Source organism: Bacillus sp. 37MA, from assembly GCF_000372765.1.
Lineage (GTDB): Bacteria > Bacillota > Bacilli > Bacillales > Domibacillaceae > Domibacillus > Domibacillus aminovorans.
The window spans coordinates 3,659,741-3,678,354 of record NZ_KB889752.1; the positions used below are offsets into that span (position 1 = coordinate 3,659,741).

Annotated in this window: 13 protein-coding genes, 3 pseudogenes and 1 riboswitch; of the genes and pseudogenes, 11 read left to right on the top strand and 5 right to left on the bottom strand. The window is 41.1% G+C overall.

All coding sequences use genetic code 11. The features are described 5' to 3' along the window. Positions 1-32 precede the first annotated feature (32 nt). Positions 33-1,073 (top strand): STAS domain-containing protein, encoded by a 1,041-nt coding sequence (locus tag A3M5_RS23365; protein ID WP_018395576.1) that lies wholly within the window; start codon positions 33-35, stop codon positions 1,071-1,073. A 111-nt stretch (positions 1,074-1,184) separates the two neighbouring features. Continuing rightward, a complete protein-coding gene (locus A3M5_RS0120155; protein ID WP_018395577.1) occupies positions 1,185-2,510 on the top strand; it encodes a hemolysin family protein in 1,326 nt (441 codons plus the stop codon). Positions 2,511-2,622: 112 nt separating this feature from the next. On the opposite strand, the gene A3M5_RS0120160 is transcribed toward A3M5_RS0120155, so the two are convergent. Continuing rightward, positions 2,623-4,311 carry a methyl-accepting chemotaxis protein gene (locus A3M5_RS0120160; protein ID WP_018395578.1) on the bottom strand — a complete coding sequence of 563 codons (1,689 nt, stop codon included), beginning with the start codon at positions 4,309-4,311 and terminating at the stop codon, positions 2,623-2,625. Positions 4,312-4,506: 195 nt separating this feature from the next. Then, positions 4,507-6,687: a GDYXXLXY domain-containing protein gene (locus tag A3M5_RS0120165; RefSeq protein ID WP_018395579.1), complete on the bottom strand. Its 2,181-nt coding sequence runs from the start codon at positions 6,685-6,687 to the stop codon at positions 4,507-4,509. Positions 6,688-6,873: 186 nt separating this feature from the next. On the opposite strand from A3M5_RS0120165, the pseudogene A3M5_RS26250 reads away from it, so the two are divergent. Both A3M5_RS26250 and A3M5_RS0120175 read left to right on the top strand, forming a co-directional pair. Further along, positions 6,874-7,188: pseudogene (locus tag A3M5_RS26250) on the top strand (toprim domain-containing protein); the annotation flags it as partial. 462 nt (positions 7,189-7,650) lie between these two features. Next, positions 7,651-9,585 carry a primary-amine oxidase gene (locus A3M5_RS0120175; RefSeq protein ID WP_018395580.1) on the top strand — a complete coding sequence of 645 codons (1,935 nt, stop codon included), beginning with the start codon at positions 7,651-7,653 and terminating at the stop codon, positions 9,583-9,585. A 55-nt stretch (positions 9,586-9,640) separates the two neighbouring features. Here A3M5_RS0120175 and A3M5_RS0120180 read toward each other — a convergent pair whose 3' ends face one another. Continuing rightward, positions 9,641-11,830, bottom strand: coding sequence for a DNA topoisomerase III (locus A3M5_RS0120180; protein WP_018395581.1), 2,190 nt, complete (start codon positions 11,828-11,830; stop codon positions 9,641-9,643). Between the two features lie 153 nt (positions 11,831-11,983). Here A3M5_RS0120180 and A3M5_RS23370 point away from each other — a divergent pair. The 3 genes and pseudogenes from A3M5_RS23370 to metA all read left to right on the top strand — a co-directional run. Continuing rightward, positions 11,984-12,121, top strand: a pseudogene (locus A3M5_RS23370) (transposase); the annotation flags it as partial. Positions 12,122-12,135: 14 nt separating this feature from the next. Beyond that, positions 12,136-12,411 (top strand): annotated as a pseudogene (locus A3M5_RS26255) (DNA topoisomerase III); the annotation flags it as partial. A 253-nt stretch (positions 12,412-12,664) separates the two neighbouring features. Next, positions 12,665-13,573 (top strand): homoserine O-acetyltransferase MetA, encoded by a 909-nt coding sequence (gene metA, locus A3M5_RS0120190; RefSeq protein ID WP_018395583.1) that lies wholly within the window; start codon positions 12,665-12,667, stop codon positions 13,571-13,573. A gap of 213 nt (positions 13,574-13,786) precedes the next feature. On the opposite strand, the gene A3M5_RS0120195 is transcribed toward metA, so the two are convergent. Beyond that, positions 13,787-14,563: a carbon-nitrogen family hydrolase gene (locus A3M5_RS0120195; RefSeq protein WP_018395584.1), complete on the bottom strand. Its 777-nt coding sequence runs from the start codon at positions 14,561-14,563 to the stop codon at positions 13,787-13,789. A 100-nt stretch (positions 14,564-14,663) separates the two neighbouring features. Continuing rightward, a riboswitch (SAM riboswitch) is annotated at positions 14,664-14,766 on the top strand. A 169-nt stretch (positions 14,767-14,935) separates the two neighbouring features. Here A3M5_RS0120195 and A3M5_RS0120200 point away from each other — a divergent pair. The 4 genes from A3M5_RS0120200 (at position 14,936) to pabC (ending at position 18,204) form a co-directional block, all read left to right on the top strand. Beyond that, a complete protein-coding gene (locus A3M5_RS0120200; RefSeq protein ID WP_018395585.1) occupies positions 14,936-15,358 on the top strand; it encodes a hypothetical protein in 423 nt (140 codons plus the stop codon). A gap of 64 nt (positions 15,359-15,422) precedes the next feature. After that, on the top strand, positions 15,423-16,796 hold the full coding sequence (locus A3M5_RS0120205; protein ID WP_018395586.1) for an anthranilate synthase component I family protein: 1,374 nt from the start codon (positions 15,423-15,425) through the stop codon (positions 16,794-16,796). Further along, positions 16,793-17,383 carry an aminodeoxychorismate/anthranilate synthase component II gene (gene pabA / locus A3M5_RS0120210; protein WP_018395587.1) on the top strand — a complete coding sequence of 197 codons (591 nt, stop codon included), beginning with the start codon at positions 16,793-16,795 and terminating at the stop codon, positions 17,381-17,383. The genes A3M5_RS0120205 and pabA overlap by 4 nt, the downstream gene beginning before the upstream one ends. Continuing rightward, the gene (gene pabC, locus A3M5_RS0120215) at positions 17,368-18,204 is read left to right on the top strand and encodes an aminodeoxychorismate lyase (RefSeq protein ID WP_018395588.1); all 837 of its coding nucleotides are present in this window, start codon (positions 17,368-17,370) and stop codon (positions 18,202-18,204) included. The genes pabA and pabC overlap by 16 nt, the downstream gene beginning before the upstream one ends. Here the strand turns inward: pabC and A3M5_RS0120220 are convergent. Beyond that, entirely contained in the window at positions 18,173-18,508 is a 336-nt protein-coding gene (locus A3M5_RS0120220) for a YflT domain-containing protein (RefSeq protein WP_018395589.1), read from the bottom strand. The two genes, pabC and A3M5_RS0120220, sit on opposite strands and share 32 nt — an antisense overlap. Positions 18,509-18,614: the final 106 nt, after the last annotated feature.

Genomic DNA, 18,614 nt, shown 5'->3' on the forward strand with positions numbered 1-18,614 from the left:
AGGTTTTATAAGGAAAATCAGGAGGGATTCTTTTGAAAGAACGGGCATATAACAAGAAAATAGAGAACACCAATTTCCATTGGAATTTAGACGAGGGTCTATTTCAATTTGATGATGAGGACGTTGTTTTATTTTGGACAAAGTCAGAACTAAAAACGTTCATCGACACGATTGAAGAAGTGACAGGTGTCGAATCTGTCCGGGTAGTACTTGAGACAGCAGGTTACCGGTCAGGGAAAATTATGAGCAGCTTCTATGCAAAGGACGGTAAGAGTATGCGAGAAGTGCTTGAATCGTTGCCTAATGTTTACACCGCTACGGGTTGGGGAGCAATGGAGTACAAAAGCCTCTGTTTAGAAGAACGGCGTGCTACACTATCCATTCGTAATGATTGGGAAAGTAAAGTCGTTCAAGCACAGGGAAAGCAAGAGCCTGGCACCTTTATCGGTGGTCATTGGGCGGGTATCTTTACGGGGCTGTTTGGAGAGACAATGTGGTATAAAATTACCGATTATACTATATCTGAAGCCGGTTCGTATAAAGAAATCGAACTGTTCCCGTCTCCAGTGACACCGAATGAAAACATTCGTGAGTACATTCAGTCGCAGGAGCAGCAGACGATTGTGCAGCTGGAAGCGATGGTGGAAAATCGGACGATAGAACTGAAAACGATGATTCGTGAATTGTCTTCACCTGTTATTCCCGTTCTGGACGGTATTCTCGTTACACCGATTATGGGCCGGTTTGATCAAGAACGGTCCGATGACTTAATTGAAAAAGTATTGCAAGCTATTGTGGATCATAAAGCAAAAATGCTTATTTTAGATGTCACGGGTATTAATGCGATGGACTCCCTTATTCTAAGTACACTTGAAAAATTGACGCAATCCATCCAATTAATCGGTGCGGTACCGATGGTTGCAGGTATTTCTCCGGAACTCGGTATGGAAATGGCGTCAAAAGGCATTTATTTAAAAGATTTAAAGTGTTTTGCAACACTGAAACACGCTGTTCATTATGCGAATGCACTTGATGGAATGCATATTATTAAGAAAGAAGATGAATCACTTTAAAAAGATGTCAAGAGTTTGTTATGATAAATAAAAATACGGGTATAGAAATACAAGTTATTTTTTACCCCGGGAGGTGAGGGGAAAAAACAGCTTGTCTGTTTTTTCCACATTTTGATATTAGTCAATATATTGTTATTTGCCCTGCTCATCGTGCTGACCGGCTTTTTCGTTGCAACGGAATTTGCCATCATCCGCGTGCGTCCGTCGCGTATTAATCAGCTCGTTGAAGAAGGGAACAAGCGGGCAATTGCAGCACAAAAAGTAACATCAAACCTAGATGAATACTTGTCCGCCTGTCAGCTTGGTATCACGATTACAGCACTCGGACTCGGGTGGCTCGGGGAACCGACCATCGAGAAAATTTTGCATCCGGTGTTTGAACGGTTTGAACTCGCATCATCTGTTTCAAGTGTTTTATCATTTTTTATCGCCTTTTCCCTTGTGACGTTTTTACACGTTGTTGTCGGGGAACTGGCACCGAAAACAGTCGCGATTCAAAAAGCGGAATGGGTCACATTAACATTCTCGCCGATCATCATTGTTTTTGATAAAATCATGTACCCAGTCATTAAATTGTTGAACGGTTCAGCTCGTGGCTTAGTCGGTCTTTTTGGCTTGAAACAGGCGTCTGAACACGAAATGGCACACTCTGAAGAAGAGCTGCGCATCATTTTGTCGGAAAGTTTTAAAAGTGGTGAAATTAATCAGTCTGAATATAAATATGTCGATCGTATTTTTGAATTTGACGAGCGTGTGGCTAAAGAAATTATGGTACCACGTACGGATATGATCACATTGTCAAAAGATTTAACATGGGATGAAATTACATCGATCATTCAGATTGAAAAATATACGCGTTATCCAGTCGATGATGGTGATAAAGATAACATTCTCGGTATGGTCAACATGAAAGAACTACTATCATATTATTTAAACCGTGACAGCGATCGGAGTCGGCCGCTTGAAGAGTTTGTAAAGCCGGTCATTCGTGTGATTGAAACGATTCCGATTCATGATTTGCTGTTAAAAATGCAAAAAGAGCGCATTCATATGGCAGTTTTAATGGATGAATATGGCGGTACGTCAGGACTTGTAACCGTTGAAGATATTTTAGAAGAAATTGTGGGTGAAATTCGCGATGAATTTGATGCGGATGAAAAGCCAGAAATACAAAAACTGGGAGAAAAACATTATCTCCTGAATGCACGTGTATTAATTTCAGAAGTAAATGACTTGCTTGGTACTCATTTGTCGGATGAAGAAGTCGATACGTTAGGCGGCTGGGCGCTCACAGAAAACATTGATGTGAAGCTCGGTGATTCGATTGAGCAGGACGGATATGAATTTATTATCCGCGACGCCGACGGCCACCACATTCATGCTATTGAAGCGAAAAAAGTGAAAGCAAAACCGGAAGAACAACTGGTAAATGAATAAACGAAAAAGAGCCGCGATGTTTCGTGGCTCTTTTTTATTAGGACGGCAACATAGCGTTCCTATATGTGGATAATGCTAATAATTAAATATGAGAAACCGCCATAAAGCGGTATTAAACGTTAAATTGTCCGACAATCTCATTCAGTTCCCGAGCCACTTTACTCATTTCGGTCGAGCGATCGGCGACTTCTTCAATAGCTGAAGAGGTTTGTTGGGCAGCAGCTGATACATTAACAGTCGTTACTTCAATTTCACGAATCGATTCGGCTAGGTGTGTAATCAATTCAACGATGCGGTCCGATTTGGCTGCTTCTTCATTGGTCAAAGTGGACACTTCGCTAATTTCTTCAGCTGTGTTTGAGACGGCTGTCAGAATATCTGTAAGCGACTGAGATGTAAATTGAACCGTTTTGTTACCTTCTTCAACGAGGTTAGTGCTTTCGTTCATAGACACGACGACGTGCTGAATGTTGCCCGTAATATCTTTGACTAATTTTTCAACTTGTAATACTTCTTCGTTCGATTGTTCCGCAAGCTTGCGTACTTCTTCTGCGACAACGGCAAATCCTTTTCCATGATCACCAGCGCGGGCCGCTTCGATAGAGGCGTTCAGCGCAAGCAAATTTGTTTGTCCGGCAATACCAGCAATTGTGCCAGCGATACGATTAATTTTCGCAGTAGATTCGTTCAATTGTTGAATGGTCTGTCCGGTTTCGATGGAAGACGTTCTAATTTTGTTCATATCACGGCTAATGTCATCCACACGGCTGCGGCCTTCTTCTGCAGTCGCTATCGTCTTTTTCGAGTTATCAACACTCGTATCTGCTTTTTGTTTCGCGGTTTGAATTAAGCTTGCAAGCTCATCTAAAATATAGGTAGATTGTTCAGCGTTCATCGTGCCGTCCGAAATAGAGGATGCGACTTCACCCATGTTAGAAGATACTTGCTGAACAGATACTTTCATTTCATTCAAAGATTCGGCTGTTTCAAATGAGTTGCGTGTTAATTGATCGGATGTTGTTTTCAGCGTACCAATCATATGTTTCAAATTAGCGGCCATTAAGTTTAATGTGCGGGCAAGATCGCCAATTTCATCGTTGCTTTTATTATGTGTGTTTTCAACTGACAAATTGCCATCTGCAATTTCTTTTGCCTGTGTAATGAGCGCTGAAATCGGCTTTGTTTTGCGACGGATAAGTATAATCGTCACAATGGACGCCAAAATCATCGGAATTAAACTGATTAAAATACCATCTTTCACTACACCCCATGTCCGATCGGCTACAATCGAAGCATCAAAATCAATGACGCTGACCGCGACAATTTCATTATTCAAATAGATCGGAGCATAGCCGGATAAGCGATCCATGCCATCATATTCGTAAATTTCTGAGTATGTCGGGTGGCCCATTTCAACTAACATATCGATCGCTTCCTGATCAATATAAAAAGAATCGCCCGGTTCGAAGCCTTTTTTACGTAAATGATCATCGAGTGCTAGCAGTTTTCCATCAAAATCGACAATATATTGTGTCTCGAATATGGATTTATGTTCTGTCGTCCAATTTAGCTGTAAGCCGACCTTATTCATCGCTTTTCGATCACCAGATAAAATGGATTCTATGTCTTCCGGTGCGATTAAACCGGTTGTAATATTGGCACATCCATACGCTTCAATACCTGCTGCTTCATATAACTTATCGTATGCCGTTTTATATGTAGCGACAGATGTAATAAGAAGCATCGTAATAATAATGCCAATAATAATTGTTCCAAGCTGCCATGTGACTGTTTTTCTCATGTGAATCCTCCTTGTTGAAAACGTTATCATTTTACAGTTATACCATAAAAACAGGGAAGAAAGATACAGGATATGTGAAAATTTTGACAATGAAAAAAGCCCACAGACGTAACCATCATCTGTGAGCACTTTAGAATATTTAATCAACGGTTTTCGAGAGAGTGCATTGTTTACTTTTAAAAGAGTATAAAGCCATTATTCTAACGTTTCTAAAATCGCATCGCCATTTTCAGCAACACGGACAATCGCATGTGTTTTTTCTTCCCATTCGGCACCCGAGTTTTCGGGGATAAAGAAATGCTCAATACCGAGTGTCAACGTTCCAGCACGGGCTTTTCCTTTCATCTTCAATCCCTCTCCTGTTCCGGCATGTGCAAAGCTCGATGCTGTATAGACGGGAATGATTTTACCGTTATAATCAATCGTTTCGGCTGATTTCTCCAGCAAAACATTTACTTTTCCATCTGGGAGAGTAGACGTATCCTCATAGTAATGTTCACGATAGTTTGTCTGGATTTCATAGTTCAATTGTACATAATCTCCCTGAAGCATCGAACGTGGATCAATCGGTGCAAGTTCAAGTGCGACTATTTCCCCATTTTGAAGGAGCTGCTCTTTTTGCCAAGCAGTGAATAATAAGAAACCAGATTGAATAGCGATAACAGCCACAAATGCGCCGATACTCCATTTCTGCACTTCAACAGCTACGGTATGCTTTCGTCCCCACACATACCAGATGGCAAAAAAGATTACGCTAATAAGAAAGAATGTAAGTGATTTGTGGAGAAGAAGCCATGCGTATTCGTAATATTTCCAGATGATGAAACCGATAAATGCCGCCCAGGCTGCCCACCGGTAAAATCTCGTTTCAAGAATTGGACGGAATAAATGCCAGCAAATATACGCCAGAAAGACGAGATGAAGCAATAATGAGTCCCAGCCTTCTTCTGTTAAAGAGTAAAGCATAAATGTGATCGATAGCCAGAAAGCGGCAAGTCCGACCGGCTGCTCTTTTAAGATAAAAAACAAACAGGCATTCAAAACACCAGCGGCGAATAAAACCCACGTGCTTACTGAAAAGTCTACTCCATTTACCATAAGCAACTGGAATATCCCGTATAAAAGGGCACTGTTAGCGGCGAGATAGTACAAAATGGCTTCTTTTTTCTTAAATAAAAGAATTGTTAATACGATAAACGGTACTACGATTAAAAATGCCGGCCACGTTGTCCCCGATGTAAATCTAACAAACAAGAAAGCGAAGACAAGTCCAGTAATTTGCAATGTCATCCGAACAACAAGCCAAGAATCTTTTCGAACGGCAAGCCCTGAACCGATACAAAGAACAGAAAGAAAGAGAAAGCTGTTTGACATGTCTCCACTGAAACCAAAGATGAGTGCAATAAAGGAACTAAGTGACGAAACAGCAATAATTGTCCCAATAAATGCGAGAACGCCGGTTAATAGCGATATGGTATAGCGACTCCATTTCCGGTCGCTCGTTTCAGAAGATGTTTTTAGTTTTCTTAAAACGAAAATGCTGAAGGCGAACAGGATAAATAACATTGGGAGCCCTGCGTAAAAAATGTATTCTCCCATAATGCTGAACCATATATAAAAGACGTTCCACACGACATAGAGGCCGAAAAATAACAGATGGACCGCAAGTTCAAACGGGTGATGCTTACGTACTTTCATAAAGGATTTCCAGAAAAAAATGATAAACGCAATGTATAGTACGTGAAGCAGCATAAATATAAAGGTGTATTCCACATCATCTGTAAATAAGTCATAAATGGAATGTGGAATGAGTAAATAAAGTGCACAGTATTGCGACACAATGAGTGATAAAAAAGACAACTTTTGTTCGTGCATTTTCAACCAGAAAAAATAAATTCCAATATGCAGAGCGATCAATCCGCTATACAAAAGGAGCTGCTCGCCTGTTGTATACGTCACAAACGTTCCGGTTGGGTACAATTTCATCCATAGTGTCAATTCAAATAATAAGAAAGACAGCCAGTAAAGCGGACGATAGCGTGTAAGCAACGCTAAAATGATGGTCGGTATGAGTGTAACGATGAAAAGTACATACGAATCTGCATGTGAATTGTACATTTGTCCGACGAGCGCGACGGCCACAGCAAACGCAATGACTGATAAAAACAACCACCAGTTGCCAAGGTAAGGAAATGTTTTGCTTCGTCTGTAAACGAGTGCTGCACCGGCACAAAACAGCAATACAGCAAGACTTAAGCCAATTTTCATCGGACGGTCAAATTCTGGCCAGTTCGATGCGAAAAAATAAACGATAGCTGTAATGAAAAAAATAAGACCGAGTAAATACGGAATATCCCCCCGCTTTTGTGCAATCATAAGAAACCCCCCGTTCCTGTTGTGTAAATCATACTACAAATAATCTCAATAAATCCTTTTCTTTGTACTTCACTTCCCGTTTTAATCTATGTTATAACACTTGTCCTTTTTCGTGATGTTATTTCAGGATAACAAAGTGACGTATCGTATAATAAACGAAAGCAGCAAGCAGAAAGGATTGTTCGAATGAGTAAAACAGTTATACTGGCAGAAAAGCCATCTGTTGCCCGCGACATTGCCCGAGTCCTCGGATGCAGCAAAAAAGGGAATGGGGTTTTTAGAAGGAAATCAATATATTGTTACGTGGGCACTTGGGCATCTTGTGAAGCACGCGGATCCGGACGGCTACGGAGATCAGTATAAAACGTAGAATATCGCTACTTCCCGCTTATGCCATCCCAATTAAAAACGGTCGTGATCCGTCAGACGAGCAAGCAATTCCATGCAGTGAAAGCACAGTTGACAAGAAAAGACGTGAGCACGATCGTCATCGTAACAGACTGCGACTTATCTCGATGAAAATTAGTGCTCTTAAATCCTAAAAACCTTTCTGTCCTTGATTTAACAATAATATCTCTAGTTTTTTTATTGTACATAAATAAAAATAGATAGAATTGTCTTTGATGATGCTTTTTATGTTCTTATTTGGCTAATTGGAGCTGTGATACTATTTAAGGTTCTAGTACAAATAATTGGAGAAATATAAAAAGGCGAAAAGTTTCTTAGTAGAATCTGGTCTTAAGCAGCAAATCCAAATAGTTGATGGATGAACTTCACTTGATTTTGGAAAGAATGGCTAGGTTAGAAAATAGCAAAAGCCATGGACTTTTCTCGGCTTTTTTTTTGTATAAATTTTTCAGGGTTGTTTAAACTGTTGTAGTGCCAATGAATTGAACCTTAAAGTCATTTGAAAATTCAGCATTGTGCCGTTTTTTATAATTATAGTAAAAGGGAGGATATTACATGAGCACTCAAGAAACATTGAAGCAAGTGGGTCATCCATTAGAGCCGCTTACAGCAGATGAAATTACGAAAGCAGTTGCAATTGCAAGAAAAGAAAAAGGACTAACGGATGCAGCTCGTTTTGAGCAAGTTGGTTTGTATGAGCCTGAAAAATCAGTTGTGTTAAATTACAAAGAAGGAGACCATATTGTACGTGAAGCTTTCATGATCGTTTTAGATACGTCAGATAGCCAAACGTATGAAGTTGTTATCTCTCTTACTAATGAAAAAGTTGTTTCATGGACACATATCCCAGGCGTTCAACCTTCATTCCTTTTTGAAGAGTATTCTGAACTTGAAGAAACAGTGAAAAACCATCCTGACTTCCATAAAGCGCTTGCAAAACGTGGCATTACAGATCCAAGCCTAGTTATGGTCGATCCTTGGTCTGTTGGTTACTTCGGTATTGAAGAAGATGAAGGAAAACGTCTTGCAAAGGCACTATGCTTCGTTAGAAAATTTGAAGGCGATAATGCGTATGCATATCCACTTTCAGGTCTACTGCCTGTTGTCGATTTAAGCACAATGAAAATTGTACGCATTGAGGACTACGGAGTAAGACCGATTGCGCCAACAGCTGCACCATATAAACCAGAGCAATCTAAAGATATCCAAGTACGGACAGATTTAAAACCGTTAGAAATCACACAACCAGAAGGCCCAAGCTATGAAATTAATGGACATAACATTAAATGGCAAAAATGGGATATTCGAATTGGTTACACAGCACGCGAAGGTCTTGTTCTTAACACAGTAGATTATCATGATAAAGGGGTAAAACGCCCAATCCTATACCGTGCGGCTTTATCTGAAATGGTTGTTCCTTACGGAGATACAGATCCGGCTCATGACTGGCAATGTGCGTTTGATGCTGGTGAATACGGAATCGGCCAATTAGCTAACTCATTGGAGCGCGGTTGTGACTGTGTCGGTCATATCGACTACTTCGATGCCGTTATGGCAACAGGTAATGGTGATATTCATAGAATTAAAAATGCGATTTGTCTTCATGAAGAAGATTACGGAATTGCATGGAAACATACGGATTGGAGAACAGATGATGTAGAAGTACGCCGTTCACGTCGTTTAGTAATTTCATTCTTCACGACAGTAGCGAACTATGACTACGGATTCTTCTGGTACTTCTATACAGATGGTAAAATTGAACATGAAGCAAAATTAACAGGTATCTTGAATGTTAGTGTGCTTGAAGAAGGCCAAAATCCGAAGTACGGATCATTGGTTGCACCACAAATTGGCGCACCAATCCACCAACATATCTTTAACTACCGTATTGATGTAAATATCGACGGACAACAGAACTCTGTTCAAGAATTGAACACGGTAGCATCAAAACCTGATTTTGCAACTAATAAACAATTAAATGCTTTCTATCCGGAAGTAACAACATTCCAAACGGAACTAGAAGCGCAACGTAACATGAATCAAGAAACAGCAAGAGCATGGAAGATCATTAACCCTAACAAGAAAAACTTTGTAGGTGAGCCAGTAGGTTTTGAACTTGTACCTGGTGAAAATGCAAGAATTTTCTTACATGATGAATCAAGTATCGTGAAACGTGCAGGATTTATTAAAAAACATTTACACGTTACAAAATTTGATCGTAATCAAATGTATGCTTCTGGGAAATACCCGAACCAAGGTAAAGGCGAAAATACGCTAAATCATTGGGTAAAAGAGAACCGCAATATTGAAAATGAAGATATTGTTGTTTGGTATAATATGGCCGTTCATCATATTGTACGTCCTGAAGACTGGCCAGTAATGCCAACTCATTATATCGGATTCATGTTGAAACCGCATGGTTTCTATGATGGAAATCCAGCGTTGGATCTTCCACGTCCAGCAGCAATCAAAGGCGCTAGCTGCCACTAATAACTAAAAGCAATTAACCCCTTGAATGTTATTAATTCGAAGGGGTTAATTTTAATTAATCAAATTTCAATCCTTTTAATGCTTCTGCTAGTGCATTGTTTAAAGGCTCTTCTTGTTTCTCTTGTTGTTTTAAATATTTCTGCACAGAACGTTTATCCACTTTTCCGCCAGATTCTTTCTTACGTCTTGCTTCAAAGGCAGATAATTTCTCGCGATATCCACATTTACATGCGAAAATTTGACCTGCACCTTCACCGCGAAGTTCCATTTTCTTTTTGCATTGAGGGCAGCGAGCGTTTGTGATGCGTGCGACATTTTTGCGGTGACCACATTCACGATCTTGGCATACAAGCATTTTGCCTTTTTTTCCGTTTACTTCAAGCATTGGTTTTCCACAGTCCGGACAAGATTTCGTTGAAATATTGTCATGTTTGTATTTCTTATCACTCGCTTTAATGTCAGCAACGATTTTTTTTGTATAATTTTTCATTTCGGAAATAAATACTTCTTTTTTCAGTTTTCCATTTGCAATAGCTTCAAGCTTTTGCTCCCATTCAGCTGTTAACATAGGGGATTTTAATTCTTCTGGAACTAGATCAAGTAGCTGACGCCCTTTTGACGTAATATGAATATCTTTACCACGTTTTTCAATTAAGAACGAGTTGAATAACTTTTCAATAATGTCAGCACGCGTTGCCACAGTACCCAATCCACCGGTTGATTTTAACGTTGCTGCAAGCTGTTTGTTCTGTGTGTCCATGTACTTTGTAGGGTTTTCCATTGCCGAAAGTAATGTCGCCTCATTAAAGCGTGCAGGAGGCTTTGTTTGACCTGAGGTTTGCATAATTAATTTTACATCTAATTTATCGCCTTGTTCGATGCTAGGTAAAATTTGTTCTTTCAAGTCATTTTCTGTGTCGTCATCCTCAAATCGATTTTCGTATGCTTCTTTCCAACCATTCGATAAAATGGTTTTCCCTCTAGCAACAAAGTTCTCATTACCGATTTTCGCACGAAGTGTTAATTGTTCATATTCAAACGCTGGGAGTAACACAGCTAAAAACCGTTTAACTACTAAGTCATAAATTTTTCGCTCTTTATCTGTAAAAGCTGAAAAATTCACATAATCTTCTGTTGGGATAATAGCGTGGTGATCTGACACTTTACTGTCATCGACAAATGATTTAGAAGCTTTTATAGGCTTGCTTAAGATCTTGTTAGTCAAAGAACGATATTCTCCAGCTCCGCAAGCTTTAAGACGCTCTGAAAGCGTTCCTACGATGTCTGAAGAGATATAGCGTGAATCTGTGCGAGGGTATGTTAATACTTTGTGCTGCTCATACAGTTTTTGCATAATATTTAACGTTTCTTTTGCTGAGTAGCCAAAAATCTTATTCGCATCACGTTGTAGCTCTGTTAAATCATAAAGGCTAGGTGCAAATGATTTTTTCTTCTTTTTATCAATTTCTGTAACTACTGCATCAAGATTTCCAAGCTTTTTTACAATGGTATCGATTTTTTCTTTTTCGAAACTACGGCTATTGCCTTTTGCGTCTTGCCATGTCAGCTTTAAATTCTCTGATGTCTGTGCTTCAATGCCATAATAAGTCTGTGCTTTGAAATGCTTAATTTCTTCTTCACGTTGGGCAATAATCGCAACTGTTGGTGTCTGCACACGTCCACAGTTTAACTGCGCGTTAAAACGTGTTGTTAGAGCACGTGTTGCATTTAATCCGATATACCAGTCTGCTTCAGATCGTGCCACGGCCGATGAATATAAATTGTCGTAGGCTTTTCCAGGTTTCAGGTTTGCGAAGCCGTCTTTTATTGCTTTATCAGTTACAGATGAAATCCATAAACGCTTAATCGGTTTATTTATTTTTGCTTTTTCAATAATCCAGCGTGCGACTAATTCTCCCTCTCTCCCTGCATCAGTAGCCACAATTATTTCGTTAACATCACTTCGAACGAGCTGACTTTTAACGGAATTAAATTGTTTTCCAGTTTGCTTCATTACAACTAATTTCATGCGTTCTGGAAGCATTGGAAGATCTTCTAAATTCCATGTTTTGTATTTATTATCGTAAGCCTCTGGATCTGCCAGCGTAACTAAATGTCCTAATGCCCACGTAACGATGTATTTATCACCCTCTAAAAATCCATTTCCTTTTTTCGTACACTTCAATACATTTGCAATATCGCGTGCAACTGAGGGTTTCTCGGCGATTACTACACTTTTTGCCATTTCTTCGAACTCCTTTACTGACTATGTACCGTCTAATATACCATAGTTTTAAGTTGGTAAATGTGAAGATGCTTGCTATTTAGCAGACATATTTGTCTTTTATTTTTTGTTTTGATATAAGCAGTCTTATAATAAGTAAAGGTTGTTTTATCAATGAAATTAGATAGTAATAATCACTCAGTATTCTTATTTTATTTTCACCTTGTATTAGTCGTGAAAGACAGAAGAAATGTATTTGATGATGAATTGTCAGACTATGCAAAGGAGATGTTTGTGAGGTTGTCGGCAAACGGCTTGTACGCTAGGATCGCGAATGCGGTTATCGGAAGCAATTGGCCCGTTTGACGAATGCTCGCTGCCCGAATTGTCATAAAAAGATGGAAATGCGCGGCGAAGGGGAAGGAAAGCTATTCTTCTGTAAGCGCGGCTATCGAGAAAAACTGTAGGCGTTTGAAAAGGGTAAGCAAAAAAGCGGAAATGCAGCAAACAAACGTGATGTGAATCAATACTTGAAAAAGCAGCAAAAGGATGAACCGATTAACACAGCACTTGCCGATGCTTTGAAAAATTTAAAATTATAATGAGCAAAAACCGTTCCTAATTATTATCAAAAAATAATAATTAGGAACGGTTGTTTTTTTTCGGGAAAGGTGCCTATAATTATTATAATGTCTAGCTAAGGACGCTCTTGGTTCGAGGACCTCGCGATGTGAGTTATGAAGGCAGTACGATTAACGTCGTACTTTTAGTCTTCGTGTTATCCAAATGTGTATTTCCAATGAACAGGTGTCTTCGCTTATATTTAATGAAAATGTAAACCAGGGGGGAAACTAAATGCCAATTAACATACCATATCAGCTACCGGCACGTGAGGTTCTTGAAAAAGAGAATATTTTCATTATGGACGCGGATCGTGCTCGGATGCAGGATATCCGCCCGCTCAATATCCTTATTTTGAACTTAATGCCGGAAAAAGAAAAAACGGAAGCTCATTTGCTGCGATTGCTCGGCAATACACCGCTGCAAGTAAATGTTTCGTTTTTATATACAGCGACATATGAGTCAAAAAACGTAAGCAAATCACATCTTGAGCAATTTTATACGACACTAGAAGAAGTGAAAAGCCGCCGCTACGATGGACTGATTATTACAGGCGCACCGGTTGAGCTGATGGATTTTGAAAAGGTTAACTATTGGCCGGAATTACAGGATATTATGAATTGGGCAAAAACAAATGTCACATCGACATTGCATATTTGCTGGGGTGCCCAGGCAGCGTTGTATCATCATTACGGCATTGATAAATATGAACTACCGGGTAAATGTTCTGGTATATATAAACATACGATTACTGACCCGACTATTAAATTGTTACGCGGTTTTGACGACGAGTTTTATTCGCCGGTATCGCGTTATACAGATGTGAGTCAGGAAGCGATCGAAGCAAATGAAGACTTGGTTTTGCTCGCATCGTCACCGGAAGCCGGACCGCTTCTCATGATGTCAAAAGACGCACGAAACATTATGATCACTGGCCATTTGGAGTATGACGCGACTACGCTCGCAGAAGAATATGAGAGAGACTGTGCCAAAGGTATCGATATCGCGATGCCAGAAAACTACTTTCCAGATAACGACGCATCAAAACGCCCACTAAACAAATGGCGCTCGCACGCGCATTTGCTCTACTACAACTGGCTTAACTACTATGTCTATCAGGAGACGCCGTACGAGTGGAAATGAAAGGGTAAGACCCGAAAACCTGTCCATAGCTGATGGATAGGTTTTTTGACGTACAGGATGTACTAACAAAGGTGTTGCGACAGACGTCGCGTTTATAGCCTTTGATCTATCGATATGGGTGGTCATGAAATGAGATGAATGGTCAGAAATCGGTATGGGTGATCATCATTCAATAAGAAAAGCGCCACCGACACTGATCGGGGCGCTCAACAATTAATAAAATGACTCGAGTCTGTCTTCGAATACCGGAATGCGGCTCCGAATTTCGTCAATCGCATCAAAGTCAATTTCACCAATCAGCATTTCTTCCTCTTTACCTGCTTCTGCAATCACTTCGCCCCACGGCCCAACAATGATCGAATGTCCGGCGAATTGATTATCTGGATCAGAGCCTACACGGTTGCACGCAACGACATACGCCTGGTTTTCAATTGCTCGGGCAATTAACAATGTGCGCCAATGATCGACACGAGCGAGGGGCCACTCTGCCGGTACAAACAACACACGTGCGCCATTTAAGACGTGCTTTCGGAACCACTCTGGGAACCGAATGTCATAGCAAATAAATCCGGCCATTTTTTCGCCGTCCAATTCAAACAGTCCGTCCGTATCACCCGCAGCCAAATACTTTTCTTCGTTCATCAAACGGAACAAATGCAATTTGCTATACTCTTTTACGACCTCACCGTGATGATTCACAATGATCATCGTGTTTTTCACGCCGTCATCCGTGTCATTTGCAATCGAACCGCCAACGATATGCATTCTATATTTTTTCGCTGCATCAGACAAAAATGCTTTTGTCCGCGAAGCACCGGTATCAGCGATCTCATCAAGCCGCGTTAAGTCGTAACCAGTCGTCCATAACTCGGGCAAGACCGCGAGTTCACACCCTGCTTCATGTGCTTTTTTCAAATAGTCTGCCGCGCGTTTATAATTCAAATCTGGATTACCAAAGGCGATGTCTATCTGTAAACAAGCTATTTTCATTTCCCTAGCCTCCGCTTCTTTTTGAAAATTGTATCATGGTTGACAGAGAAAATGAAACGTGCCATAATCCATCTTACATAATAAACGGACAATTTAATACATCTTATCAAGAGCAGGTGGAGGGACAAGCCCGATGACACCCGGCAACCGACCTATTTTTAGGCACGGTGCTAAATCTTGCAGTTACGGCTGAGAGATAAGAGGAATACATAGACGAATCCCTCTTCCATATTCTCAGGAAGAGGGATTTTTATATTTTAAAAGGGAGGGCTTGCCATAGCAGTCGCAGAAAAAATAAAACAGGAAAAAGAGTTGAAAATCACATTAGGCAATTTATACAATACTATTCAACCGCAACAAGGAGAGCGAATCATGGTTATCGGCGGCTCAGAAACATTAACGGCGCGATGTTCAGATGCCGGTGCGATTGTCCTGCCCGTAGCTATCTTTTCACAAATAAAGCAAAATGAATTTGATACAGTCGCGGCTCCGCTGTCGATTCACGGATATGCAGAAGGAGCACAGTGGACGGCACAGGCATACGATGTGCTCAAGGTAGGCGGCCGTTTCGTCGTCGATTTCGCCGAAGCAAGCTCACTTCCACCCGCTTCCGACTTTCCATACGCGGAAACACTCCCAGGCTACTGGGAGCGTTTGAAAGCGGTCGGCTTTACGACGATTTTATTTCAGCAGCTGACGGCTCAGAACGCGCGTGAAGCTGTTTTAAATGGTTGGACGGAACTCATGATAGCTGAATTTCCTGTTATTGTTAACCGCTTCATTGCTGTAAAATAACCATTCCCAAACAAGTGCCGCCCGTATTATGATGAATGTAGAACATTGTGAAAGGTGGCACCACGTGAACATTTTTTACCGTAAAACAACCTACAATAAAGATCAATTTTTCACTCAATATACAGTACTGACGAAAAATGAACCGCATCATGCCTTGCTTGAAAGCGGACGCGGAGGACGCTATAGCTTTGCAGGAATGAAGCCATCGGCTATTGCGACGTCTACAACTGAAGGACTTCTTTTGCAAGAAAAAGGGCAAGAGAAGCTGTTTAAAGGGAACCCGCTTCATATGTTGATCCAGCTTTTAAACGAGCGAAACATATCGAAACGGGATGATCTCCCAGACTTTCAAGGCGGTGCGGTGGGCTGGATCAGTTACGATTATGTCCGGTTCATTGAAGTGCTCCCTAGGGTAGCGAAGCAAGACATTGACCTTCCCGATGTACAGTTTTTGCTGTTTGATGAATGGGCGGCATTCGATCATGAAACGAACGAATTATTTGTCATGAAAATGGGTGAAACGGATGAGGGACTGGATGAATTATTCGCTAGTTGGCTTGATTTGGCTGAACCAACCAATAATTGGTCGCAAGCTAAATCGAAAGGCAGTACGGACGTATCGTTTCCAGAAGAGCTGTTTAAACATGCTGTTGAGCAAGTGCGTGAATACATTGCGGCAGGAGATGTATTCCAAGTCAATTTATCAGTGCGCCGGTCGAAAGCACTCGATGTGCCGCCGCTTGCCGTTTATGCAAAGCTGCGTGAATTGAATCCATCGCCGTATATGGCGTACATTCAAACACCTGATTTTCAAATTGTGTCAGGATCGCCGGAATTGCTCGTGAAAAAAAATGGTACTAAGCTCTCGACACGCCCAATTGCTGGAACACGCTCTCGCGGAAAAGATGATATGGAAGATGAGCAGCTTGCAGCAGAACTGATCAACAATGAAAAAGAGCGGGCGGAACATGTGATGCTTGTCGATTTAGAGCGAAATGATCTCGGCCGTGTGTCCCGGTATGGCACGGTTGAAGTAAATGAATTTATGGTCATTGAAAAATACTCACATGTGATGCACATCGTCTCAAACGTGCGCGGCGAACTCGCTGAAGGTAAAACGAATGCGGATGTCATCGACGCAGTCTTCCCTGGTGGCACGATTACCGGTGCACCTAAAGTGAGGACGATGGAAATTATTGAAGAGCTTGAACCAGTGCAACGGGGTATTTACACAGGATCGATCGGCTGGATTGGCTATAACGGCGATATGGAGCTGAATATTGTCATCCGGACGATGCTTGCGGCAAACGGATATGGCTATGTGCAGGCAGGAGCCGGCATTGTCATTGATTCTAAACCGGAATACGAGTATAAAGAGTCGCTTAAAAAAGCAGCGGCAATGTTAAAAGCGATGGAACTAGCGGAGGATGCACAATGATTTTCATGATCGATAATTACGATTCATTTACATACAATCTTGTACAATATCTCGGTGAACTTGGCCATGAACTCGTCGTGCGTCGCAATGATGAAGTGACAACCGATCAAATTGCCGGCATGAATCCGGATTTTGTTATGATATCTCCTGGACCATGCACGCCAGACGAGGCGGGCATCAGCATGGAAGCGGTTGAGAAATTCGCCGGCAAGATTCCGTTGTTTGGCGTTTGTCTTGGTCAGCAGTCGATTGCGCAGGCGTTCGGCGGTGATGTCATTCGCGCGGAACGGCTTATGCACGGGAAAACGTCTCCCGTTTTTCATGACGGCCAAACAGTATTTAAAAATTTACCAAACCCATTTCGGGCGACGCGCTATCATTCGCTCATAGTCAAAAAAGAAACGTTACCGGATTGCTTCGACGTATCTGCATGGACGGAAGAAGGTGAAATTATGGCGATCCGTCATAAAGAATTTGCCGTTGAAGCCGTTCAGTTTCACCCCGAATCAATCATGACCGAATGCGGGAAAGAGATGCTGCAAAATTTCATATCCACATATGGAGGCGCGTTATGTACACGTACGTAAATGGGGAAATCATTAAAAACGAAGATGTCCGTATTTCTCCGTATGATCACGGCTTTTTATACGGAATCGGTGTTTTTGAAACGTTCCGTACATATAATGGCAGACCGTTTTTATTGGATGAACATCTTATCCGGCTGAATGAAAGCTTGACGGAATTAAATATTGATCTGCAATTGAATCGAAGCAATGTTGAAAAAATATTATCGATGCTTTTTGACGCCAATGGATGGGAAAATGCTTATATTCGATTGAACGTTTCAGCGGGTGACGGTGAAGTTGGGTTACAGACAACGCCCTATCGAAATCCGAATATGATCGTCTTTCAAAAACCACTTACTGGGACAGAATCTCTTGCTGAAAAAAAAGGTGAATGGTTAACACTGCGCCGGAACAGTCCAGAAGGCCGTTATCGTCTGAAGTCGCATCATTATTTAAATAATATGTTTGGTAAGCGTGAGGTTGGAAATGATCCTAAAGTTGAAGGGATATTTTTGACGGAAAACGGTTATATAGCAGAAGGGGTTGTGTCGAATATTTTTTGGACGCAACAAAACACGCTATATACACCAGCGCGTGAGACTGGTATCCTGGCCGGTGTGACACGGCGATTTGTCATGAAAATAGCGCGGGAAGCCGGTATGAATGTAGAAGAAGGATTGTACCATCCGGAAGATGTTTATGCAGCTGATGAAGCATTTGTCACGAATTCTATTCAAGAAATTGTGCCGTTGTCTGCACTCGGAAATACAACATTTCCAGGTGCAGAAGGGGCGGCCGTAAAAGCATTATTTATACGGTACCGGGAGGCTGTTCGTCTATGACGAGCAGCACTTTTTCTTTTGCGAACTCCCTGTGATAGTTCTCTGCGTCTTCTTCAGATAACCCAAATTTAATTAATGAATCTTTCACCGGTTTTTCCCGTAAAAACATCGATTTTATTTTCTCTTTCATCGATGGACCGGCTGTTTCGACGCTTGCTTTTGTCCGGTTTTGAATCGTCAAATAAATATCCGCATCTTTCGTAAGAACTGTCATTTGCGCCGGATCGAAACCTTCCACTTTCAAATCTTCTATTTTACGAATGACGTCAATTTCACTGTCAAATAACCCAATGACTTGTTTCATCCTGTTTCCCCCTGCAAAAAATTTGTTTTCTTTTCTTTTCCCATAATATTGGATGTAGAAACAGGATAGGAAAATAATTTTAAGAGTATGTTCTGTTCCTTTCAAA